This is a genomic window from Nocardioides sp., assembly GCF_035576065.1.
Taxonomy (GTDB): Bacteria; Actinomycetota; Actinomycetes; order Propionibacteriales; family Nocardioidaceae; genus Nocardioides.
Map to the genome: position 1 here is coordinate 165,505 of NZ_DATLWX010000042.1, position 20,662 is coordinate 186,166.

General features: G+C 70.0%; 28 protein-coding genes. 10 read left to right on the plus strand and 18 right to left on the minus strand.

The window, feature by feature from the left end:
• Window positions 1-47: 47 nt before the first annotated feature.
• On the minus strand, window positions 48-935 hold the full coding sequence (gene hisN / locus VNJ48_RS18965) for a histidinol-phosphatase (protein ID WP_325604999.1): 888 nt from the start codon (window positions 933-935) through the stop codon (window positions 48-50).
• A gap of 42 nt (window positions 936-977) precedes the next feature.
• On the opposite strand from hisN, the gene VNJ48_RS18970 reads away from it, so the two are divergent.
• Window positions 978-1,445: a DUF2231 domain-containing protein gene (locus VNJ48_RS18970; RefSeq protein ID WP_325605001.1), complete on the plus strand. Its 468-nt coding sequence runs from the start codon at window positions 978-980 to the stop codon at window positions 1,443-1,445.
• A 1-nt stretch (window position 1,446) separates the two neighbouring features.
• On the opposite strand, the gene rsgA is transcribed toward VNJ48_RS18970, so the two are convergent.
• Genes rsgA through VNJ48_RS18985 form a run of 3 tightly spaced genes read right to left on the minus strand, consistent with a single transcriptional unit; the run spans window position 1,447 to window position 4,335 of the window.
• Window positions 1,447-2,451, minus strand: a complete 1,005-nt coding sequence (rsgA, locus tag VNJ48_RS18975; protein WP_325605003.1) for a ribosome small subunit-dependent GTPase A — start codon at window positions 2,449-2,451, stop codon at window positions 1,447-1,449.
• Window positions 2,448-3,761, minus strand: coding sequence for a 3-phosphoshikimate 1-carboxyvinyltransferase (gene aroA, locus VNJ48_RS18980; RefSeq protein ID WP_325605005.1), 1,314 nt, complete (start codon window positions 3,759-3,761; stop codon window positions 2,448-2,450). The genes rsgA and aroA overlap by 4 nt, the downstream gene beginning before the upstream one ends.
• A gap of 43 nt (window positions 3,762-3,804) precedes the next feature.
• Window positions 3,805-4,335, minus strand: a complete 531-nt coding sequence (locus VNJ48_RS18985; RefSeq protein ID WP_325605007.1) for a DoxX family membrane protein — start codon at window positions 4,333-4,335, stop codon at window positions 3,805-3,807.
• Window positions 4,336-4,447: 112 nt separating this feature from the next.
• Between VNJ48_RS18985 and VNJ48_RS18990 the strand changes: the two genes are divergently transcribed.
• The 5 genes from VNJ48_RS18990 (at window position 4,448) to VNJ48_RS22710 (ending at window position 7,069) form a co-directional block, all read left to right on the plus strand.
• Window positions 4,448-5,194: an SOS response-associated peptidase gene (locus VNJ48_RS18990; protein WP_325605009.1), complete on the plus strand. Its 747-nt coding sequence runs from the start codon at window positions 4,448-4,450 to the stop codon at window positions 5,192-5,194.
• Window positions 5,191-5,844, plus strand: coding sequence for an alpha/beta family hydrolase (locus VNJ48_RS18995; protein ID WP_325605011.1), 654 nt, complete (start codon window positions 5,191-5,193; stop codon window positions 5,842-5,844). Before VNJ48_RS18990 ends, VNJ48_RS18995 begins: the two co-directional genes overlap by 4 nt.
• A gap of 133 nt (window positions 5,845-5,977) precedes the next feature.
• Entirely contained in the window at window positions 5,978-6,601 is a 624-nt protein-coding gene (locus tag VNJ48_RS19000; RefSeq protein ID WP_325605013.1) for a sigma-70 family RNA polymerase sigma factor, read from the plus strand.
• Window positions 6,598-6,882, plus strand: coding sequence for a mycothiol system anti-sigma-R factor (gene rsrA, locus VNJ48_RS19005; protein WP_325605015.1), 285 nt, complete (start codon window positions 6,598-6,600; stop codon window positions 6,880-6,882). The genes VNJ48_RS19000 and rsrA overlap by 4 nt, the downstream gene beginning before the upstream one ends.
• Window positions 6,883-6,994: 112 nt before the next feature.
• Complete coding sequence (locus tag VNJ48_RS22710) at window positions 6,995-7,069, plus strand: 50S ribosomal protein bL37 (protein WP_371863162.1); 75 nt, start codon at window positions 6,995-6,997, stop codon at window positions 7,067-7,069.
• Window positions 7,070-7,250: 181 nt separating this feature from the next.
• On the opposite strand, the gene VNJ48_RS19010 is transcribed toward VNJ48_RS22710, so the two are convergent.
• The 4 genes from VNJ48_RS19010 to VNJ48_RS19025 form a co-directional block, all read right to left on the minus strand.
• The gene (locus tag VNJ48_RS19010; protein WP_325605017.1) at window positions 7,251-7,634 is read right to left on the minus strand and encodes a thioesterase family protein; all 384 of its coding nucleotides are present in this window, start codon (window positions 7,632-7,634) and stop codon (window positions 7,251-7,253) included.
• A gap of 71 nt (window positions 7,635-7,705) precedes the next feature.
• Window positions 7,706-8,194, minus strand: coding sequence for a GNAT family N-acetyltransferase (locus VNJ48_RS19015; protein WP_325605020.1), 489 nt, complete (start codon window positions 8,192-8,194; stop codon window positions 7,706-7,708).
• A complete protein-coding gene (locus tag VNJ48_RS19020; RefSeq protein ID WP_325605022.1) occupies window positions 8,194-9,861 on the minus strand; it encodes an acetolactate synthase in 1,668 nt (555 codons plus the stop codon). Before VNJ48_RS19020 ends, VNJ48_RS19015 begins: the two co-directional genes overlap by 1 nt.
• 41 nt (window positions 9,862-9,902) lie before the next feature.
• Window positions 9,903-10,715 carry a DUF2785 domain-containing protein gene (locus tag VNJ48_RS19025; RefSeq protein ID WP_325605024.1) on the minus strand — a complete coding sequence of 271 codons (813 nt, stop codon included), beginning with the start codon at window positions 10,713-10,715 and terminating at the stop codon, window positions 9,903-9,905.
• A gap of 130 nt (window positions 10,716-10,845) precedes the next feature.
• On the opposite strand from VNJ48_RS19025, the gene VNJ48_RS19030 reads away from it, so the two are divergent.
• A complete protein-coding gene (locus VNJ48_RS19030) occupies window positions 10,846-12,345 on the plus strand; it encodes a sensor histidine kinase (RefSeq protein ID WP_325605026.1) in 1,500 nt (499 codons plus the stop codon).
• A gap of 25 nt (window positions 12,346-12,370) precedes the next feature.
• Here the strand turns inward: VNJ48_RS19030 and VNJ48_RS19035 are convergent, their stop codons facing one another.
• Window positions 12,371-12,622, minus strand: a complete 252-nt coding sequence (locus tag VNJ48_RS19035; RefSeq protein WP_297738021.1) for a WhiB family transcriptional regulator — start codon at window positions 12,620-12,622, stop codon at window positions 12,371-12,373.
• Between the two features lie 220 nt (window positions 12,623-12,842).
• On the opposite strand from VNJ48_RS19035, the gene VNJ48_RS19040 reads away from it, so the two are divergent.
• The gene (locus tag VNJ48_RS19040) at window positions 12,843-13,238 is read left to right on the plus strand and encodes a hypothetical protein (RefSeq protein WP_325605028.1); all 396 of its coding nucleotides are present in this window, start codon (window positions 12,843-12,845) and stop codon (window positions 13,236-13,238) included.
• A 15-nt stretch (window positions 13,239-13,253) separates the two neighbouring features.
• Here the strand turns inward: VNJ48_RS19040 and VNJ48_RS19045 are convergent, their stop codons facing one another.
• From VNJ48_RS19045 to VNJ48_RS19080, 8 genes are all read right to left on the minus strand, one after another.
• The gene (locus VNJ48_RS19045) at window positions 13,254-14,096 is read right to left on the minus strand and encodes an RNA polymerase sigma factor SigF (RefSeq protein ID WP_325605029.1); all 843 of its coding nucleotides are present in this window, start codon (window positions 14,094-14,096) and stop codon (window positions 13,254-13,256) included.
• Between the two features lies 1 nt (window position 14,097).
• Entirely contained in the window at window positions 14,098-14,538 is a 441-nt protein-coding gene (locus tag VNJ48_RS19050; RefSeq protein ID WP_325605031.1) for an anti-sigma factor, read from the minus strand.
• A gap of 303 nt (window positions 14,539-14,841) precedes the next feature.
• A complete protein-coding gene (locus VNJ48_RS19055; RefSeq protein ID WP_325605033.1) occupies window positions 14,842-16,053 on the minus strand; it encodes a DUF3179 domain-containing protein in 1,212 nt (403 codons plus the stop codon).
• Window positions 16,050-16,943 carry a cytochrome c biogenesis CcdA family protein gene (locus VNJ48_RS19060; protein WP_325605035.1) on the minus strand — a complete coding sequence of 298 codons (894 nt, stop codon included), beginning with the start codon at window positions 16,941-16,943 and terminating at the stop codon, window positions 16,050-16,052. Before VNJ48_RS19060 ends, VNJ48_RS19055 begins: the two co-directional genes overlap by 4 nt.
• A gap of 3 nt (window positions 16,944-16,946) precedes the next feature.
• Window positions 16,947-17,510: a TlpA disulfide reductase family protein gene (locus VNJ48_RS19065; protein ID WP_325605037.1), complete on the minus strand. Its 564-nt coding sequence runs from the start codon at window positions 17,508-17,510 to the stop codon at window positions 16,947-16,949.
• Window positions 17,507-17,788 carry a DUF427 domain-containing protein gene (locus VNJ48_RS19070; RefSeq protein WP_325605039.1) on the minus strand — a complete coding sequence of 94 codons (282 nt, stop codon included), beginning with the start codon at window positions 17,786-17,788 and terminating at the stop codon, window positions 17,507-17,509. The genes VNJ48_RS19065 and VNJ48_RS19070 overlap by 4 nt, the downstream gene beginning before the upstream one ends.
• A gap of 97 nt (window positions 17,789-17,885) precedes the next feature.
• Window positions 17,886-18,161: a zf-HC2 domain-containing protein gene (locus VNJ48_RS19075; protein ID WP_325605041.1), complete on the minus strand. Its 276-nt coding sequence runs from the start codon at window positions 18,159-18,161 to the stop codon at window positions 17,886-17,888.
• Window positions 18,158-18,718, minus strand: coding sequence for an RNA polymerase sigma factor (locus VNJ48_RS19080; RefSeq protein WP_325605043.1), 561 nt, complete (start codon window positions 18,716-18,718; stop codon window positions 18,158-18,160). Before VNJ48_RS19080 ends, VNJ48_RS19075 begins: the two co-directional genes overlap by 4 nt.
• Window positions 18,719-19,199: 481 nt before the next feature.
• On the opposite strand from VNJ48_RS19080, the gene VNJ48_RS19085 reads away from it, so the two are divergent.
• Window positions 19,200-19,499, plus strand: coding sequence for a hypothetical protein (locus VNJ48_RS19085; protein ID WP_325605045.1), 300 nt, complete (start codon window positions 19,200-19,202; stop codon window positions 19,497-19,499).
• Between the two features lie 465 nt (window positions 19,500-19,964).
• Here the strand turns inward: VNJ48_RS19085 and VNJ48_RS19090 are convergent, their stop codons facing one another.
• The gene (locus VNJ48_RS19090; RefSeq protein ID WP_325605047.1) at window positions 19,965-20,150 is read right to left on the minus strand and encodes a DNA-binding protein; all 186 of its coding nucleotides are present in this window, start codon (window positions 20,148-20,150) and stop codon (window positions 19,965-19,967) included.
• 134 nt (window positions 20,151-20,284) lie between these two features.
• Between VNJ48_RS19090 and VNJ48_RS19095 the strand changes: the two genes are divergently transcribed.
• A partial coding sequence (locus tag VNJ48_RS19095; RefSeq protein ID WP_325605049.1) for a hypothetical protein occupies window positions 20,285-20,662 on the plus strand: 378 nt, incomplete at its 3' end.

Consider the following 20,662-nt stretch of genomic DNA (forward strand, 5'->3'; position numbering starts at 1 on the left):
TGCTTCCACGCTAGCGCTCCCGCGGTGCTGGAGGAAGGAAGGGGCCGTCAGTCGGTCTGCGGGGCCTGGCGCGCGCGGAGGTCGTGGACCGAGCCGGCACCGTCCGGACGCGAGTCAGGATCCGTGTCGTCGTGCGGCATGGACCCCAGGAACGCCAGGGCGGACTCGTGGAGGTGCCCGTTGCTGGCGATCGCGTTGCCGCCGTATGGCCCGGCAATGCCGTCGAGAGAGGTGAAACTGCCACCTGCCTCGCGGACGATCACGTCGAGTGCGGCCATGTCGTAGAGCTCGAGCTCGGGCTCGGCGGCGAGGTCGACGGCGCCTTCGGCCACCAGCATGTAGGACCAGAAGTCGCCGTACGCGCGAGTGCGCCAACAGCGGCGGGACAGCGAGATGAAGTCCTGGAGCCGGTCGCGTTCGTCCCACCCGGAGAGCGAGCTGTAGGACAGGGAGGCGTCCTCCAGGCGGCGTACGTCGGAGACCTCGCACTTCGTCGCCTTCAGCAGCGAGCGGCCCGTCCACGCACCGTGGCCCTTGGACGCCCACCAGCGTCGCTGCAGCGCCGGGGCCGAGACGACGCCGAGCACCACCTCGTCGTCCACGGCGAGGGCGATCAGGGTCGCCCAGACGGGGACGCCGCGCACGAAGTTCTTCGTGCCGTCGATCGGGTCGACGATCCACCGCCGCTGGCTGTGCCCGCTGGATCCCTGCTCCTCGCCGAGGACGGCGTCGCGGGACCGGGCGCGCGAGAGCGTACGGCGAATGCCCTCCTCGACGGCCTGGTCGGCGTCGGAGACCGGCGTCAGGTCGGGCTTGCTCATCACGTGCAGGTCGAGCGCCTTGAACCGCGCCATGGTGAGGGAGTCGGCGTCGTCGGCGAGCACGTGCGCAAGGCGGAGGTCGTCGGTGTAGTCGGACGGACCGGAGATGGGCATGGCTGACAGGCTATGGCCACGGGGAGCCACTACGGTGCATCCGTGGAGATCAACGGCCTGCCGATGCATCCCCTGATCGTGCACGCGGTGGTCGTCATGGGACCGCTGGCGGCGTTGGTCGGGCTGGCGTACGCGTTCGTCCCGAAGTGGCGCTGGCTGCTTCGTTGGCCGCTCGTGGTGCTGTCCGTCGTTGTGGCGATCAGTGCTCTCCTGGCCGTCGCGGCAGGCGAATCGCTCCTCGACGCGCGGCCCGAGCTGGAGCCGCTCGTGGCGGAGCACGAGGACTGGGGCGAGCTGCTCCGGAGCGTGTCGCTGATGTTCGTGGTCACTGCGATGCTGTCGGCGTGGGCCCTGGGCGGCTCGTCCGCCCTCGCCTCGGACCGCGGAGCCAGGGTGTCCCGTGGCGCCCTCGGCTGGGTCGCCATGGCGCTGCTCGTCGCCGCGTCGGTCGCCCTGCTGGTGCTGGTGTTCCTCGCCGGCGACTCAGGGTCGCGCGCCGTCTGGGGTTAGCTCACCACTCGTGTGCGCCCTCGCGGGCGGTGAGGAGCCGCCGGAAGGACTCGACGCGGTCGGGGTCTGACTCGCCGGCCGCGACGGCGACGTCGAGGCCGCACTCGGGCTCGTCGGTGCCGTGGGTGCATCCCCGCGGGCAGTCCTCGGTCATCTCCTCGAGGTCGGGGAAGGCGCTGATCAGGTCTTCGGGCTGCACGTGCGCGAGCCCGAACGACCGGATGCCGGGAGTGTCGATGATCCACCCGTCGCCTGTGCCGTCCGGCCCGGGGATCTCCAGGAGGTAGGCCGAGGTCGAGGTGTGGCGACCACGGCCGGTGACCGCGTTGACCACGCCCACGCGGAGGTTGGCGCTGGGGATGAGGGCGTTGACCAGCGTGGACTTGCCGACGCCGGAGTGCCCGACGAGCACGCTCGTCCGACCCCTGAGTCGTTCGCGCACCTCGGCCAGGTCGCCGCCCCGCTCGGTCACCACCCACGGCACCCCCAGCGACCGGTAGGTGGACAGGAGCACCTCCGGGTCCGCGAGGTCGGCCTTGGTCAGGCACAGCAACGGCGCCATCCCCGCGTCGAAGGCCGCCACCAGCGCTCGGTCGATGAGTCGAGGTCGGGGCTCCGGATCGGCGAGGGCGGTCACCACGACGAGCTGGTCGGCGTTGGAGACGATGACCCGCTCCACCGGGTCGTCGTCATCGGCCGTACGCCGCAGCGTCGTCGTGCGCGGCACGACCTCGACGATGCGTGCCAATGATCCGTCGACACCGGAGACGTCGCCGACGACCCGCACGCGGTCCCCGACGACCACGCCCTTTCGGCCCAGCGGCCTCGACTTCATCGCCATCACCCGGGCGCCGTCGATCAGCAGCGTGAACCGGCCCCGGTCGACGGTGACGACCACGCCGTCCACTGCGTCGTCGTAGGTGGGCCTGTCCTTGGTCCGCGGCCGCGTGCGCCTGCGCGGGCGCTCGTAGTGCTCCTGGTCGTGGTCGGTGTATCTGTTGTTCACGAGCGCCCCGTCGGGTTCGGGCAGGGCTCGTCGGCACCCACCACGCCGAGCCAGGCACCGGCGAAGTCGGGGAACGTCTTCGACGTGGTCGCGATGTCCTCCACCAGCACCCCGTCGACGGCCGAGCCGATGATCACCCCGGCGTGGGCCATGCGGTGGTCGGAATACGTCCTGAAGACGCCACCGTGCAGGGCCGCGGGGCGGATGGAGAGACCGTCGGCGTGCTCGGTCACGTGGGCGCCCAGGGCGCCGAGCTCGGTGGCGAGCGCAGCCAGCCGGTCTGTCTCGTGGGCACGGATGTGGCCCACGCCGCGCAGGTGGGAGGGCGAGTCGGCCAGGGCGCACAGGGCAGCGATCGCGGGAGTGAGCTCGCCGATGTCGTGCAGGTCGAGGTCGACGCCGTGGATCTGCCCGGTCCCGCGGACGGTCAGCCCGACGTCGTCCAGCGAGACCTCGCACCCCAGCTGCGTCAGCACGCCGCGCAGGTCGTCGCCCGGCTGGGTCGTGCTCGCCGGCCAGTCGCGGATCGTGATGGTCCCACCGGTCGTCGCGGCCAGGGCCAGGAACGGCGCAGCGTTGGACAGGTCCGGCTCGATGGCCTCGTCGATTGCTGCGATCGGCCCGGGAGCCACGGCCCAGCGGTTGGCGTCGGCGTCGTCCACCTCGACCCCGCGTGCGCGCAGCATCGCGAGGGTCATCTCGATGTGCGGCAACGACGGCACCGGCTTGCCGTCGTGGCGGATGTCGACGCCGCAGTCGTAGCGTGCGCCCGCCAGCAGCAGGGCGGAGATGAACTGCGACGAGGCGCTGGCGTCGATCACCACGGTGCCGCCCCGGACCGAGCCCGTGCCGCGCACGGAGAACGGCAACGCTCCCCGCCCGCCGTCGTCGATGGTCATGCCGAGCGAGGCCAGGGCGCCCAGCACCTCACCGACTGGACGTCGCCTCATGTGCGGGTCACCGTCGAAGGCGACGGTGCCTTGTGAGAGGCCGGCGACCGGCGGCACGAACCGCATGACCGTCCCGGCCAGGCCGCAGTCCACCGCGGCGTCGCGAGTGAGCGCGGCTGGGGTGATCTTCCAGTCGTCACCGTCGTCGGCCACGCCGACGCCCATGGCGGCCAGCCCGGCGGCCATCAGCACCGTGTCGCGCGAGCGCAGCGGTCGGCGTACGACGCTGGGACGGTCGGCGAGCGCCGCCAGGACCAGCGCCCGATTGGTCAGCGACTTGCTGCCCGGCAACGACACGATCCCGGTGACCGGCGAGGCCGGGCGGGGAGCGGGCCACAGGTCGGCAGGGGACGAGGTCACCCGGACGACCTTAACGGTGCCGGGTGACCCATCATTCCTGCGTTCAGCTGAGGTGGGCCTTGGCGAGCTTGGCCTCGTTGCGTGCTGCCTTCGCGAGCTGACGACCCTCGCGCTTCGCGTCCTTGGCGGCGCGACGCGCCCGCCAGGCCAGGCCGGGCTTGCCGTCGGTGTCGACGCCCGCCAGCAGGAGGCCGCCGAGCATCGAGAGGTTCTTGGCGAAGTGGACCCTCTGGTCGGCCTTGGCGGTCGGGTCGCTCTCCTCCCAGAAACGGTGGCGTGCTGCCGTGGTGGGCAGGAGGGTCGCTGCCAGCACGGAGGCGGAGAGCCTCGGAGCGCGGCCGGTTGCCAACGCGGCACCGGCCAGGATCTGGGCTGCGGCGTTGATCCGGACCAGCGTCGTGGCGTCGGTGGGGATGGGCAGCTGCGGCATCGCCTTCTGGGCCAGCGGCACCACCTTGTCGGTGACCGGCCTGGCGGCTACGGCGTGTGCCTCGGCGTTCTTGAGGGCGCTGACACCGCCCACCACGAACACGGAGGCCAACATGGGTCGCGCGAGCATTCTGGTGACGGTCATGTGTCCTTCCTACACGATGACGCCGATCCCGCGTCCACCCCTGTGGGCCCGACGTCGCCAGCCGCGACGCCAGCCGCGCCTCGACTTGGAGCAGTTTCACTAGGGTGGCCACATGTGCGGTCGCTACGCCTCGTCCCGGAGCTCCGACGACCTCATCGAGGAGTTCGAGGTCATCGAGGACCGCACGCCTGCGCCGCTGGCCGCCGACTACAACGTCGCTCCCACCAAGGAGGTCTACGCGGTGGTGGAGAGGCCGCCGAGCAAGGACAGTCCCGAACCGCCCCAACGGCAGCTCCGCGTCCTGACGTGGGGGCTGGTCCCGTCGTGGGCCAAGGACCCGAGCATCGGCAACCGCATGATCAACGCCCGGATGGAGACCGTGGCCGAGAAGCCGGCCTTCAAACGAGCCTTCGCCGTCCGCCGCTGCCTGCTCCCCGCCGACGGCTACTTCGAGTGGTACCCCACGTCGCAGACCAACGCCAAGGGCAAGCCGGTCAAGCAGCCCTACTTCATCCGCCCCGCCGACGGCGGCGTCCTCGCCATGGCGGGCCTGTACGAGATCTGGCGCGACCCCACCCGGTCCGACGACGATCCCGAACGCTTCCGCTGGACCTGCACCGTCTTGACGACCCAGGCGGAGGACTCGCTGGGCCACATCCACGACCGCATGCCGCTCATGGTCGAACGCGACCGCTGGAGCGAGTGGCTCGACCCCCGCGTCGGCGGTGAGCTGTCGCTCCTCGTGCCGGCCGCGCCCGGGAGCCTCGAGGCCTATCCGGTCGCCACCCTGGTGAGCAACGTGCGCAACAACGGCCCGGAGCTCGTCGAGCCGCTGCCCCTGGAGGAGGTCTCGTCATGATCAAGCCCGTGCTCCGCAGCATCGCGACGCCGTACGGCGAAGGGCGGCTCCACGTCCGTCGCGCGACCAGCCCGATCGCCACCCTGCTGCTCAGCCACGGCGCTGGTCGCGGTGTGGACGCGCCGGACCTGCTGGCGCTCGCGGGGGCGCTTCCTCAGCAGGGCGTCAGCGTCATGCTCTTCGAGCAGCCGTGGCACGTGGCCGGTCGCACGGTCGCGACGCCGCCCCCCACCCTCGACGCCGGGCTGGTGGCCGCGGCCAACGCGTTGCGTGGTCGCACCCCGCTGGTGGTCGGCGGGCGGTCGGCGGGTGCCAGGTCGGGCGCGCGCTGTGCCAAGGGGCTGGGGGCGCGCGGTGTGCTCGCGCTGTCCTTCCCGCTGCATCCGCCGGGCCACCCCGAGAAGACACGGGTGGGGGAGCTGCGCGGCGCCGGGCTGCCGACGCTGCTGGTGCAGGGCGAGCGCGATCCCATGGGCCGGCCCGAGGAGTTCCCTGCCGACGTCCCTGGCCTCGAGGTGGTCATCGTCCCCGAGGCCGATCACGGCCTGAAGGTGCCCAAACGGGCAGTGGTCTCGCAGGAGGAGGCGCTCGGCATCGTGGTCGAGTCCACGCTGGAGTGGCTGGTCCTCCACATCGTCGGCTCGTCGTGAATCGACGGCCGGCGCCGGGTGAGGGAATCAACACCGGCACCCCGATGTTGAGATCTTCGTGCTGGCCATGCGATCACGCCCCCTGCGACCTGGCGACATCGAGGACGAGGATGCGGCGGTAGTCTGGAAGACGATGACTGACTCCCTTTCCGACGACCTCCTCGAGACCGAGACCGCCGACGAGCGCTCGGCTCGTTTTGAGCGCGACGCCCTGCCCTTCCTCGATCAGCTGTACGGCGCTGCGATGCGGATGACGCGCAATCCCGCCGACGCTGAGGACCTCGTGCAGGAGACCTTCGCGAAGGCCTACTCCGCCTTCCACCAGTTCAAGCCCGGGACCAACCTCAAGGCGTGGCTCTACCGCATCCTGACCAACACCTACATCAACACCTACCGCAAGAAGCAGCGTCAGCCGCAGCAGTCCATGGCCGAGGACGTCGAGGACTGGCAGCTGGCGCGGGCCGAGTCGCACAGCTCGACCGGTCTGAAGTCGGCCGAGATGGAGGCGCTCGAGCACCTCCCCGACTCCGAGGTCAAGGAAGCGCTCCAGCGCCTGCCCGAGGAGTTCCGTCTCGCGGTCTACCTCGCCGACGTCGAGGGTTTTCCCTACAAGGAGATCGCCGAGATCATGAACACCCCCATCGGCACCGTCATGTCACGCCTGCACCGTGGGCGACGCCAGCTGCGCGACATGCTCGCCCACCACGTGAGAGCCAACGACCTGCTCCCGTCCGGCGCGACGGAGGGAACGCCATGAGCCAGAGCCACTCCCACGGCGACGCCGGCCCCGGCGAGGCCGAGTGTGCCGACTACCTCGAGCGCATCGTCTTCTTCCTCGACAACGAGCTCGACGAGGCCGACTGCTCCGAGGTTCGGGTCCATCTCGACGAGTGCGGACCGTGCCTGGAGAAGTACGACCTGCAACGCGTCGTCAAGCAGGTGGTCGCCCGGTCCTGCGGCGAGTCGGCTCCTGACGACCTCCGCGAGCGGGTGCGGATCCGGATCCGCGAAGTGCAGATCCGCATCACCGAGTCCTGACCCGCGCCCACTGATTCGCACCCAGTGATTCGCTCTGGGGCCCGGGATTTGAGAAGATGGTTGATGCCCTGCATGGGCACCCGCCAGGGCAACCGATCCACGGAGGACCATCATGGGCAAGACTGGACGCAAGCGTCGCGCGCGCAAGAAGAAGGCCGCCAACCACGGCAAGCGCCCCAACGCCTGAGCATCACGCTCACGCATCACCGAACCCCCGGCCATCTGGCGCGGGGGTTCGTTGCGTTCGTACGGCGGAGTTCGACCGACCAGCGCTTCCGGCGACCACTTCGTCGGACGCTGGGCGGGACGTCCGACGCGCCGGAGCCTGGGGCTGCCACGTCGTCGGACGTCGCGGCTGTCGGGCCTGACTAGAGGCGGCCCATGAACCTCTCGGCGTCGACCACGACCCGGGTGACCTCTCCGGTCGCGACCACCTTGGTGTCCTTCGCCGTACCCCCCGCGTGCCGGGCCGCGACCGAGAAGCGGTGGAGCCGCCCGTCGACGTAGACGCTGGTCGCCGTCACCTCGAGGGCTGCGCCGACGGGACTGGCCACCAGGTGCTCGAGGGCGATGCGGGTGCCGACGCTGGTCGAACCATCGGGCAGCGAGGCCTCGATGGCCCGGCACGTCGCCGCCTCGCACCACGCCAACAGGCGAGGGGTGCCGAGCACGGGGAGCGACCCACTGCCGACCGCCTCGGCTGTGTCGGCGTCGGTCACGGCGAACGTGAGTGTCGCGTGCAGCTCGGTCATGGGCAGATCCTAGGTCGATCGGAGAAGTCGACGACCCGGGCGACCCGGCCACCGGCAGGCGCTGCTGAGCTTCAGTCCAGCCGCTTGCCGAAGGCGACGAGGGACACCCCCGGAGCGGGGCTCCAGTCTCGGTCGGGCTGCCGTGTGTAGCCGAGTCGTGCATAGATGGCATGTGCGGCCGTCATCATGGGCAGCGAGGAGAGCGCCATGGCAACGGCACCGTGGGATCGAGCCTGCTCCTCGCACGCGCGCGCCAGCGCCGTACCGACGCCCCTGCCCTGGGCCGTCGGGGCGACCGACAGCATCCGGAACTCTCCCTCGTCCTCGCGGCTGATCTCACGCCACACCGAGCCGGGCGGGCAGTAGGTCACGCAGCCGAGCACCTCATCGCCGTCCACCGCGACCCACACCTCGGCCTCGGCGTCGCGGCGGGACACGTCACGCACCCGCTCGCGGTAGAAGTCCTCGGCTCCGCTGAAGAAGGGCTCGTATGCCGCCAGGCACACCGCTCCGGCTGCCGAGCGCTCCTCGGGGCGGATGCGCCGGATCCCCACCTCCATCAGATGCCGAAGGTGCTGCGCGGGTACGCCGCGTCGACGTCGGTGATGATGTTGACGAGATAGGGCACACCGGAGTCGAACGCCCGGTCGAGGGCGGGGCCGATCTGCTTGGGGTCACTGACCTTCTCGCCGGCACCGCCGAGCGCCTTGACCACCTCGTGGTAGGACGTCTCCTTCGCCAGGTCGGCCGCGACGTCGTAGCCGTAGAGCATCTGCATCGGAGCCTTCTCCAGGCCCCAGGCCGAGTTGTTGCCCATCACCATCACAACCGGCAGGTCGTGGCGCACGAGGGTGTCGACGTCCATCAGCGAGAAGCCGGCCGCGCCGTCGCCGAGGAGGAGGGCGACCTGGGAGGAGGGACGAGCCAGACGCGCCGCTATGGCAGCGCCCAGACCCGCACCGAGGCAGCCGTACGGTCCGGGGTCGAGCCAGCCGCCCGGACGCTTCGGTTCGACGAACTTGCCCGCGAAGCTGACGAAGTCGCCGCCATCGCCGATCACGACGGCGTCGTCGGCGAGCCGCGGCACGAGCTCGCCGTAGATGCGTGCGGGGTGGATCGGGTCCGCCTCAGCGGTCAGCAGCTCGTTGTCCTTGGCAATCCCCGCCAAGACCTGGTCGGCCAGCTCGCCGGCCCAACCGGACCAGTCGGGTGCGCTCCGCCCGCCCTGCACCGCAGCCACGAGGCCGTCCAGCACCGAGGTGAGATCACCGGCGGCCGAGGCGGCGAGCTCGGCGTGCCCGGACAGCTGCCCGGGGGAGTCGGCCACGTGGACCACTTTGGCGAAGGCACCGCCGGGGCTCTTGTCGGGGCCGCCGAAGACGCCGTAGCCCAGGCGGAAGTCGAGGGGAGTGCCGACCACGATGACGAGGTCTGCGCCGTTGATGGCCGCACCGCGTGCCTTGGTGACCAGCAGGGGGTGCCCACCGGGCAGGAGGCCCCGTCCCATGCCGTTGGTCAGGGCCGGGATCGCGAGCGCCTCGACGAGCCGCAGCGCTGCGTCCTCCGCGTGGTCGGCCCAGACATCGGTCCCCAGGATGAGCAACGGACGCCGCGAATCGGCGAGCAGGCCGGCGATGCGGGCCAGGTCGTCACCGTCCGGCTCGACCTTCGAGGCCGCGGAGCCCGAGGACGCAGGCCCGGAGCCGGAGTTGAAGAACTCGTCCATGGGTATGTCGACGTACACCGGGCCCCGGTGGGACGAACGGGCAACGGTGAAGGCGTCGTCGAAGCCGGCCGCGACCTCGGCTGCGGTGTGGATGGTCCGGGCCTGCTTGGCCACCGGGGACACGATCGGGAGGTGGTCGATCTCCTGCAGGGCGCCGCTTCCCCAGCGCGCGGACGGCGCGCGGCCACCGACCACGACCATCGGGGATCCGGCAAACTGTGCCTGGGCGATCGCGGAGAGTCCATTGGTGACGCCGGGCCCAGCGGTGAGGACGGCCAGGCCGGGCACCCGGGTGAGCTTGCCGGTGGCCTCGGCGGCGAACGCGGCGGTCTGCTCATGGCGTACGTCGAGCAGGCGCATCGGCGGCTCGGCCTTCACCGCTCCGTCGTACATGGGGAACACATGGGCGCCGGACAGGGTGAACATGGTCTCCACCCCGTGGGCCCGCGCGACCGAGACCGCCAGTTCGCCGCTGTGGCCGGTGATTTCCTCGTTGCTCATGCCCGAACGCTAGAGCATGGCTCCCGCGTCCGAGGGTCAAATCAGGCGCTGGTGTCAGGCAGCGAGAGGAACGGGAAGTTCGTCGCCTTCAACGCATCGACCAGCGACAGGATCAGGTCGGGCCGCGCGCGGGGCGGGTCGCCGGCCAAGGTGAGCTGGAGGTGCAGGGAGCGCAGGAAGGCCTGCGCGTTGCCGGTCAGGGCGTAGGGGTCGTCCTCACCGCTGCTTCTGAACGGGTTGGCAGCCTGCGCGACCCTGGCCACCCAGGGCTCGAGGACCTTGAGGCTGATCACGTTGCGGCGCAGGATCTGCATCGTCGCGGCCGCTACCCTGTCGGTCTCACCCGCCAGCAGCAGGTCGCTGCCGGGCATCAACAAGCGGTCTGCGAGCACGTCGAGCAGGACCGTGAGCTCATTGGTGGCGAAGTGCGGAGACTGCGCGAGGATGCCGATCGCATCGGCGCCGTGGGCGATGGCGTGTGCCCAACCCTTCCCGGGGACGAACCCACGGGTGTCGCGCTCGCGGAGGTACCAGGACGCGATCCGGTCGCCCCAGTCGAAGACACGATCGCTGGGCAGGATGTTGCGCTCGTTGTCGCGGGCGAGACACTCGGCCAGCGCCAGCGCGGAGAAGCTGCGTCGGAAGACCGAGTCGGTGCCCCGCTCGCCGAGACCGACTGTGAGGCCGGCTGCCATGCCGTCGCCGAGGCCTGGCAGCAGGTCGTCGTACACCCCGCGCTCGATCCACGTCGCCAGCGCCGGGTAGGCCGTGCCGTCGCGCTGCTCGGGATCGGGGGATCCCAGCATCGTGGTGAGCTCGACCGTGAGGTCATCGAGATGTCGGTCCGAGGGCACCGCAAGACCCTTCGAGAGGATATCCTGCCAGTACCCCGTGACCATGACGCCATCTTGCCAGCCACCTGTCTCCCGGTCGAACCAGCGCTCGCGCACGCGGAGGAAAGAGACGAGTCACTAGGCTGTGGTGGTGCCCTCACTCCTCGAGCTCGTCCGGGCGCACACCGACCTCGACGATGACGACGTCGCCTGGCTCCACCGGTTGATGGCGGACTGGCAGATCATCGCCGATCTCTCCTTCGCCGACCTGGTGCTGTGGTTGCCGGACCGCGAGGCACGTGGGTTCTGGGCGGGTGGGCAGATGCGGCCCACGACCGGGCCCACCTCGTTGCCCGACGACGTGATGGGCACGTTCGTGCCGGTCGGGCGACGGCGGATGCTCGACGAGAGCTACCAGTTCGGTCGCCTGGTGCGCGAGGGAGATCCGGAGTGGCGCGACGACGTGCCAGTGCGCGTCGAGGTGATCCCCGTCCGCCGATCGGGCCGGATCATCGCCGTGGTCGCCCGCAACACCAACCTGCTCGGCGTACGCACCCCCAGCCGGCTCGAGCTGTCCTATTTGCAGACCGCGGCCGAGCTGACCCAGATGATCGCCGGCGGCTGGTTCCCGCCGACGGGCCAACGGAGCGGCCATGCGGACTCCCCCAGGGTCGGCGACGGGTTCCTCCGCCTCGATGCTGCCGGGAAGGTGGCCTACGCCAGCCCGAACGCCCTCTCGGTCTACCGACGGCTGGGACTGCACGGAGATCTCACCAACCTGGTGCTCGCCGACCTGACCCGCGAGCTCGTGCCTCCCCGCCGCAGGCCGGACGAGGAGTCGCTCAGCGCCGTCCTGGGCGGCCGTGCGGACCGCGACACCGAGATCGCCACCGACGAGGTCGCCCTCATCGTGCGGAGCATCCCGTTGCGTCCCCTCGGCGAGCGGATCGGCGCCGTGATCCTCGTGCGTGACGTCACCGACCTGCGTCGCCGCGACCGTGAGCTGGTCACCAAGGACGCCACGATCCGCGAGATCCACCACCGGGTGAAGAACAACCTGCAGACGGTGGCGGCGCTCCTCCGGCTGCAGGCCCGCCGGACCTCCCAACCCGAGGCGCGCTCCGCGCTCGAGGAGGCAGTACGCCGAGTGGGCTCGATCGCCATCGTGCACGAGACGCTCAGCCAGGCGGTGGAGGAGACTGTCGACTTCGACGAGATCGCCGACCGGCTCGGTCGCATGGTGACCGACGTCAGCGTCCTGGGTGACCGGGTGCAGGTACGGCGCACGGGCAGCTTCGGAGTGCTGCCCTCCGAGACGGCGACCGCGCTGGCCATGGTGCTGACCGAGACGCTGCAGAACGCCGTCGAGCACGGCTACCCGGCCCTACCCGACCCGCCCGACCTGTCCGAGACCTCCGTGCGGGACGGCCGCATCCTGATCGACGCGCGCAGGATCGTGGGCCGGCTCCACGTCAGCGTCCAGGACGACGGAGTGGGGCTGCCCAGCGGATTCGACCTGGAGGGGTCCACCAGTCTGGGCCTCTCGATCGTGCGGACCCTCGTGGAGTCAGAGCTCGGAGGGCTGATCGAGATGGGTGCGGCCCCGGTCGGTCAGGGGGCGAGGGTCCAGATCGACGTACCCCTGAGCTGAGGAGGCGACCCGGGACGCGGGTCGCTCAGGCGGTCCGCACGCGGGCGCGAGCGGTGCGTCGTTTGAGGGAGCGCCGCTCGTCCTCGCTGAGTCCGCCCCAGACGCCGTGGTCCTGGCCGGCCTCGAGCGCCCACTCGAGGCACTGTTCGCGCACCTCGCAGCGTCGGCACACCTGCTTGGCCTCCTCGATCTGGAGGATGGCCGGACCGGTGTTGCCGATCGGGAAGAACAGCTCCGGGTCCTCATCGAGGCAGGCAGAGCGCGAGCGCCAATCCATGGAGTGGGTGATCCTCTTCGTCATACATCAGGGCTGTGTGCGGGCGGTCAGCGGAGCCCGGGCGCCGTGTTCTGGGCATACCAGTACGAACTCATTCACGAGCGCAGGTACAGCCTGACAAGAATTGGACCGATAAACAACCCCCCGTCAGGGTCACTTGTGTCACAAAGGTCCTACATCGGCGCCGATCGACCTCATCGCAGGCGCATAGGCTGGCCCGGTGAACGACGAGATCTCGCCCCCGGCTCCGCCGCCCCTGGTGACAGCGGCCTCCCTCACAGCGGTCGAGGGTCTGATGTTGGTCGCCCTGGCAGTGCTCGAGCTGTCCAGCCTGAGCAGCAGCCGCCTGACGATGGGGCTGACGACGGCCGCGTTCTTCGCCGCCTTCGGCGCGCTGCTGATCGTGTGCGCCTGGCTGGTGACGCAGGGCCAGACGTGGGCGCGAGGGCCGATCCTGATGGCTCAGCTGATCGGCCTCGGCCTGGCGTGGAACCTCCGTGGTGGGCAGACGACGCTGGTGGCGGTCGGTCTTGCCGTCGTCGCGGCCATCGTCATCGCCGGCCTGCTCCACCCGGCCAGCGTCGAGGCGCTCAACCCCGAGGGCGAGCGACCCTGAGGGTCAGTCCGGCTCTCAGTCCTGTTCCAGGGACACGCGCAGCTGGTTGAGGGTCTTGGTCAGCAGCCGCGACACGTGCATCTGCGAGACCCCGATCTCGTCGGCGATCTGCGACTGCGTCATGTTCTTGAAGAAGCGCAGCAACAGGATGCGCTTCTCCCGGGGATCGAGCCCCTCGAGCAGCGGCTTGAGGGACTCGCGAACCTCCACATGGGCGAGGTTGTGGTCCTCGACCCCGAGGACGTCCAGCATGCTGGGCGGGGAGTCGTCCGAGCCGTCGTTGGCGTCGAGGCTCAGCGTGGAGTAGGCGTTGCTCGACTCAAGGCCCTCGATGATCTCCTCCACGCTGCAGCCGATCACCTCCGCCAGCTCGCGCGGCGTGGGTGAACGCCCGAGCTTCTGCGTCAGCTCCGCCGTGGTCGCGGTGATCTGCATCCGGAGCTCCTGCAACCTCCGAGGGACCCTGATGGCCCAGCCCTTGTCGCGGAAGTAGCGCTTGATCTCGCCGATGATCGTCGGCGTGGCATAGGTGGAGAACTCGACTCCGCGGTCTGTCTCGAACCGGTCGACTGCCTTGATGAGGCCGATCGTCCCCACCTGGACCAGGTCGTCGTGCGGCTCGCCGCGGTTGCGGAATCGTCGAGCACAGTGCTGGACCAGGGGGAGGTGCAGGTGCACGAGGTCCTCGCGCGCAGTCGAGCGCGCGACCCCGGAGAGCTCGTCGTCGCGGAAGATGACGAACAGCTCCGCGCTGAGCTTGCGCGTGGCCTCGATCTTGGTGAGCTCCACTGGCACCATGTCGTCGACAGCCTCCACACCGTCCACGATCGCGCCGTCCCCCGTCGCGTGCTGCGTCATCTCAGTGATCTGCACCTGCCGGGCCCGTGGCCGCCCCCGCGGCCAGCTGGGACCTCATCGAGAAGGTCACTCGGAAGACCCCGCCGACCGACTCCACGCGTGCATCGCTGGTCAAGGTGTCGAGCACCTGCCAGGCGAAGCTCTCGTGGTCCGGCTCCGGTTCGTCGATGGCCGAGGTCTCGACCTCGATCGTCATGGTGCCCAGCCCGAGGTGGAAGCGCGCCACCACATCGGCACCCGGGTCCGCCTCGGGGAGGACGAGAGCGCTCGCTTCGCCGACCGCGATGCGGAGGTCCTCGATGTCGTCGATGGTGAAGTCGAGGCGGGCGGCCAGTGCTGCGGTGGTGGTCCGGAGCACCGACGCGTAGGCCCCGTCGGCCGGCAACCTCAGCTCGACGGCTGCGCGGCTGAGCCCGCTCTCGTCGCTGGTGGGGGCACTCACAGTCTGCGTCCCGTTCTCGAATGTGTGGCGGAGTCCACGAAGTCGAGCCACACACTATCCGTGCGCCGGCCCGAGATGGGCGCACCGGTCCCCACCCCGGTCCGACGAGGTGGCGCTGCACCACGTCTGTGGGAAATGGAAGAACCGCCCACGGTCTCGGGTCCGTGGGCGGTTCTGAATTCAATTATAGCGGGGGACTGGGGGTGTACCAAGGAGTTTTCGCAAAATTTCTCCTCATGTGTGTCCGACCCAGCTGTCGACCCTCTCGGGGAGAGTGGGCGACGTCCCCCCGGGGCACGTGGCTCATCGCCCGGTCACCAAGGAGGTCTTCGGCTGGAAGGCGGCCCAGGCGAACCAGAACGTGTCCAGATGGGCCACGGCCTCCAGCCGTCGTCCGGTCAACGGCCCAGCGGCCGCGCGACCGAAGACGTTCCAGCTCGATCCGGTCTGAAGGTCACGGATGGTGCCCTCCTCGACGACGAACTCGAGCGACCGCCCTGCCGCGTGGGCGACGAACGCGCCAACGGAGCCGATCTCCTCACCCTCGGGGATCTCCGCGGTGTCCAGCGCAGATCGCTGTCCGGGAAAGTGCCACAGCACGACTCGGCGCGGACCGACCCGCACGTGTTGGACGCGCCTCGCGGCGAGGACCTCGCGGGGTATGGCGACAGCCCAGGCTCCCTTGCCGACGCCGACGACCCTGGCCTTGACGCGGAGCCGGGCGTCAGGATCTGAGGGGAGGGCGAACATGGGCTCGGAGTCCGGATCGTCGTAGCCGACGTAGGGGTTGTCCCCGTAGTGCCGGCCCATCCCGGTGGTGCGGCTCAGCACCGTCCCGTCCGGATGCTCCTTGCGGAACTGGGCCCAACCGACGGTGCCCATGGGGATGCTCACGAGCTCGTCCCCGGTGCGCGTGCCGACGGAGGCCCGGCCGGTGAGCTGGGGCCACAGGGACTCGGTGAGGCGGTCGTACATGACCAGGTTGTCGGCGTACAGGAGCCCCGATGTGCCGAAGGTCGTGGTCTGGCCAGCCACCGTCCGTTCGAACGCGACTCCCGAGTTGCACAACGGGCAGTAGGTCACCGCCACCGGGACACCGGCCAACCGGTCGTTGGCGATCTCGTGCCACATCAGGATGCGGATCGGGTAGGCCCTGGTCCTTCCGGCCACCGTGAGGGACAGCACCGGCTCGTCCCCCTCGAGCCAGTCGACGTCGGCGACCTGCTCGACGAGGGGTCGGTCGAGGGAACGGATGCCGTCCGGGGGCGGACCTCCCGACACCAGGTCGTCGAGGTCGATGAGCGGGTCGGGGAAGGACGGGTCTGCCGGGTCGTCCAGGGCAGACGTGATCTCGCGCTCGCCGTCGCCGTCGTCGGCGGCTGCGCTGGCCGGGCTCGAGGTCTCCGGGCTGGGCGACGGGCCGGCGCGCTCGGCAGTGTCGCCGGGAGCACCCGCGCACCCGGACAGCACGAGTGCCAGCACCGCACCGGCGGACAACCTGCTGGCGGGGTTCATGCGCTGGCCCGGTCCATCGTCGGGGTTGACCCGGAGGCGTGCCGTGACCGTCGGCGCGCCGCGAGCACTGCGACGAGGAGCAGGAGCGCGGCCACCAGCCAGCCGACCGGCCCCGGCGCGTCCACCAGACCGGCGACGCGCCGCTGCAGGTCGCCCGCCGCTGCGATCACCGGGTCGGAGGCGTCGCCGCCGCCCAGCACGCGTAGCTCCCACCAGCCGTAGTAGGCGACGTAGGCGCCGGCCGCGGCGAGCAGCGCCCCGGCCACGCGTGGGGTCCACCGACCGGCCCCCCGGAGCCGACGGACGGTGGTGGGCGAGGCGAAGACCGTCGCCACGGCGAGGGTGCCGATCACCAGGCCCATGCCGGCCGCGTAGGCCAGGAAGAGCGCAAGGCCGTCGACCGCCGACCCGCTGCGGAACCCACCTACGACCACGGCGAGGAAGGGCGCGATCGTGCACGAGATCGAGGCGAGGGCATAGCTGGCGCCGAAGCCGGCCATGGAGAAGAAGGATCGCGACAGCGGCCGCGCGGTGCTCGGGGTTCGTCGGGATCGACGCAGGTCGGGCATCGAGAGCGTACGACCGGATGCGAGCCAGGTGCCCATGAGCGCCAACGTCACCCCGAGGACGACCGTGAACCACGGCAGGTGACGCTGGAGCTGCGCGGCGACGGGGGAGATGGCCAGCCCGAAGACGGCGAACACCACGGCGAAACCTGACGTCATCGCGACGCTGAGCACGGCGGCACGCCAGGCGGCCGCGGGACGTGAGAGCGTCTCGCCCCCAGTGATGAGGAGCGAGACGTATGCCGGGAGCAGCGCGAAGCCGCACGGGTTGACCGCTGCGAGCATGCCCGCACCCAGGGCGACGGCGAGCAGACCGTCGGGCACGACTCAGCCGACCAGGTCGTCAACCAGGGCGACCAGCTCCGCGTCGTCGAGGTAGCCCGACTCCAGCTCGGTGCCGCTCTCGTCCAGGACGAGGTAGGTGCTCTGGGCCGTCACCCCGAAGTGCCGCCAAGCGGCGCCCTCCGGGTCCGCGAGCAGAGTCACGTCGGGCGACACCTCGGCGGCAAACTCCTCGATCGCCTCACGCTCGTCGAGCGCGCCGATGCCAACGACGTTGACCTCCGAGCCGTACGTCGCCGCGAGCTCGCCCACCCCGGATATCTGCGCCCGACACGTCGGGCACCACGGTGCCCAGAACCAGAAGACCGTCGGACGACCGGCCAGGTCGGCACCGTCGAAGGGCTCTCCCGCGACAGTCTCGGTCGTGAAGTCGAGCACCTCCGGCACGTCCACGGACGCCTCCGAGGCGGTGCTGTCCGCCCCCGCGGTGCTCGTCGACTCCGCTGCGCTCGCAGCCGGTTCGGTGCCGGTCGCATCCCCCTCGACGTCCGACGCGCAGCCGGTCAGCAGCAGGACCCCGGCACACGCAAGAGTCGCGAGTCGACTCACTCGGTCACCTCGACGCCCTTCCAGAAGGCGACGCGGTCCTTGATCTGCGCCGCTTCCGGGCTGGGCTCGGGATAGAACCACGCAGCCGCCTCGTTGACCTGGCCGTCGACCTCCAGGCTGTAGTAGGAGGCCTGTCCCTTCCACGGGCACGTCGTCTGCTTGTCCGAGGGGCGCAACAGGTCCTCCCGCACGGACTCGAGCGGGAAGTAGTGGTTGCGTTCCACCACGACCGTGTCGTTGCTCTCGGCGACGGTGACGCCGTTCCACACTGCCTTCATGACCACCTCAAGGGGACTGGACGGGTTGGTAGTGGGGGAACACGGTGGGACCCGTGTGCCCTTCCCAAATGCTAGGGACAGTCGGCAAACTGCGACATCAGGCCCGGCCCTCCGTGAGCTCGTCGAGGAAGGTCCGCACCCGGTTGACCGCGGCCGGGTCGACGTAGGCCGGCCCGGACCACAGGGACAGGGCGCGATGGAGTGCCCGGTGCTGGTCGGCGAGCTTGGCGCACCGCTCGCAGCTCGCCAGGTGGGTCTCGAGCCGCGCGACCTCAGCCTGGGTCAGGGGGGCGGAGGGGTCGGCGTCGAGGTAGCGCTCGATCCGGCGCCCCGACCAGTGGCAGGTGAGCATCTGCCGCACCATTCCGATCATGACAGCCCTCCTGTGGGCAGCGTGGTGGCCAGGGCGCGTCGGACGCGGTCCCGGGCTCGGCTCAGTCGCGACATCACGGTGCCGACCGGGACGTCCAGCACGGCGGCGGCCTCGGCGTAGCTCAGGTCGTGCACGTCGACCAGGATCAGAGCCGCACGGAAGCGGGGGTCGAGAGCGCCGACCGCGGCGTGGAGCTCGTCGTCCAGCTCCTGGTCGATGAAGGTCTGCTCCGCGCTCTGCCGTTCGGCGGTCCCGAAGGCCGGCCGCGACTCGCGGCGGAGCTGGTCGTCGTCGGCGAGCACCGGGCGCTGCCTGCGGTGCATGTTGACGTTGGTGTTGCGCAGGATCGTGAGGAGCCAGGCCCGCGGATGGCGTCCGTCGAACCCGTGGAGGCCCCGGTAGGCGCGCAGAAGGGTCTCTTGGACGAGGTCCTCGGCGTCGGCATTGCCCGAGGTGAGCGTGCGTGCGACCCGGAGCATCACCTCGATCTCGGGTTCGACGAGGTCGCGGAACACGCGACCACGGGCGACCTCGTCGGCCTCGGACGCTTCGCTCATGGTGAGGGAACACCGGGGAGTCCCCGCAGGCTTCCCGGGGCGACAGCCTGTCCCGTCGAACGAGCTACCGGGATCGACTCCTCCCATGGGTTCGACAGCCTCGTCTTCACCTGCTCACTCTCGCTGATGTCTGGCATCGACGCTGCGTGGCGACCTCCTGGCCCTGAAAACGCGGGGTCGCCACCGGCCCGGGGAAACACGTGGGTCGGGCGCTCCGGGTGTCCGCACTCGCGACGCGCCTAGTGCAATCGGTCTACTCCGCTTTGTCCGTCCGGTGGATATCCGCGCGGGGCCTGCGCGGCATATAACTGCTCCAGGTGGTCTGCTGACGGGGTTCGAGGGGGACGCGACAACCATCTGCCTCTAGACCAGAACCGCCCGCGGACCGGAGACCGCGGGCGGTTCTGTGTCGTCCAGTGCCGAACCGGTCCTTGATGGCCCGGACGAGCCGCACGTCGGTCCCGGTGGTTACCGTCCACGCATGCCCGTGGTCCGCACCTATCGCCCTGACCGACGGCCCGACGTGGAGGTCCTCGTGGACGGCCGGTGGTGCCAGGGCGAGCTGCGCCAGTGGAGCGTGGACGCGGACAAGCAGTGGTCGGCCCAGGTCAGCTGGCGACGCGAGGTCGGGCACACCTACATCGACACGTTCCCCGCTGAGACGGTCCGGCTCGACGAGGGGCCGGCGGTCCGGGGCGAACCTCGTGACGACACAAGCAGAACCGCCCACGGTCACGGGACCGTGGGCGGTTCTCGGTGTGGCTTTGATGTCACCAGGTGACGGTGACCAGAAGGCCTGAGCGGAGCTCAGGCCTGGCGTACGTCCGCGTAGCCGGGCGGCTCCGCCGTTCCGGCTACGCCCGACGTACGTCCGCGCTTTGCTTCGCTCAGCGCGTCCTCGGGACCAGAAGTCCTGAGCGAAGCTCAGGCCCAGCGTACGTCCGTGCCTCGCGAGCTCGGCACGTCCTCGAGACCAGACGGCGTAGCCGGGCGGCTCCGCCGTTCCGGCTACGCCTTCTTGGTCTCCGTGTAGGCCTGCGAAGGTGGTCGCGTTGGCCCGCGTTGGTTGCGCTGCTCTGACCTGCGCAGACTCCGTTTCGACCGTTGGCAACCGTTGGTCAACCTTGAGTGTCCTGCGGACTCTGTGCGGACTGGCTAGACACCAGAATCCGCGCGAACTCCATGGCTTGCTCGCGGCTGATGGGGGGCTCGAGGCTCGCCAAGTGCTGCCCATACTCGGCCGGTGTCATGACGTCAGCCGGCCCGTCTCGTGCGCCCAGGTCTCGACGTCGACTCGGAGCCAGACCGGCCCCATCGCGATGGTTGCGGTCGGCTCGGGGAAGCCCTCGAGCTGACGGATCTGGTGGACGCGCTGGCGGGTCAATCCCAAGAGCTCCGCGATTTCGGAGACTCCCATCAGGTGTTCAGGCATGCACCTATCCTACTTGACATGACGTCAAATGGGGAGCATCGTCGTCACTGTGCTTGACGTCACGTCAAGCGGCCCCGACCGGAGGTGCAACTCCGACCAGGGCCTAGGAACTAGTGCCCAAGGAGCACCAGACCATGTCCACATCATCTCAGACACACGTCCTCGACCACCTCCGCGAGCACGTCGAGGAATCAGACTTCGCTCTCACGGAGAGGCTCGGCCTGCGACCGACGCACTACCCCGACAGCAGCGACAAGGCAACCCACCCGGATCAGCGCCCGTGCCCGCCGTGGTGTTGGGTCGGTCAGAACAAGGAGTACGGCCACGAGATCGAGTGGAACTATCCCGCCACCGCGTTGCACTCGATGGAGGGGGTCCCGACCGTGTTCGCCTCCAGATATGCCGGCCACTGTTCGGGCAACTCCTCGACGGGAGACAGGGACATCCGCGCAGCGACGATCGAGCCTCACTTGAAGCAGCGCGGGCAGGGGGAGCCCGTGATCGACGTCTAC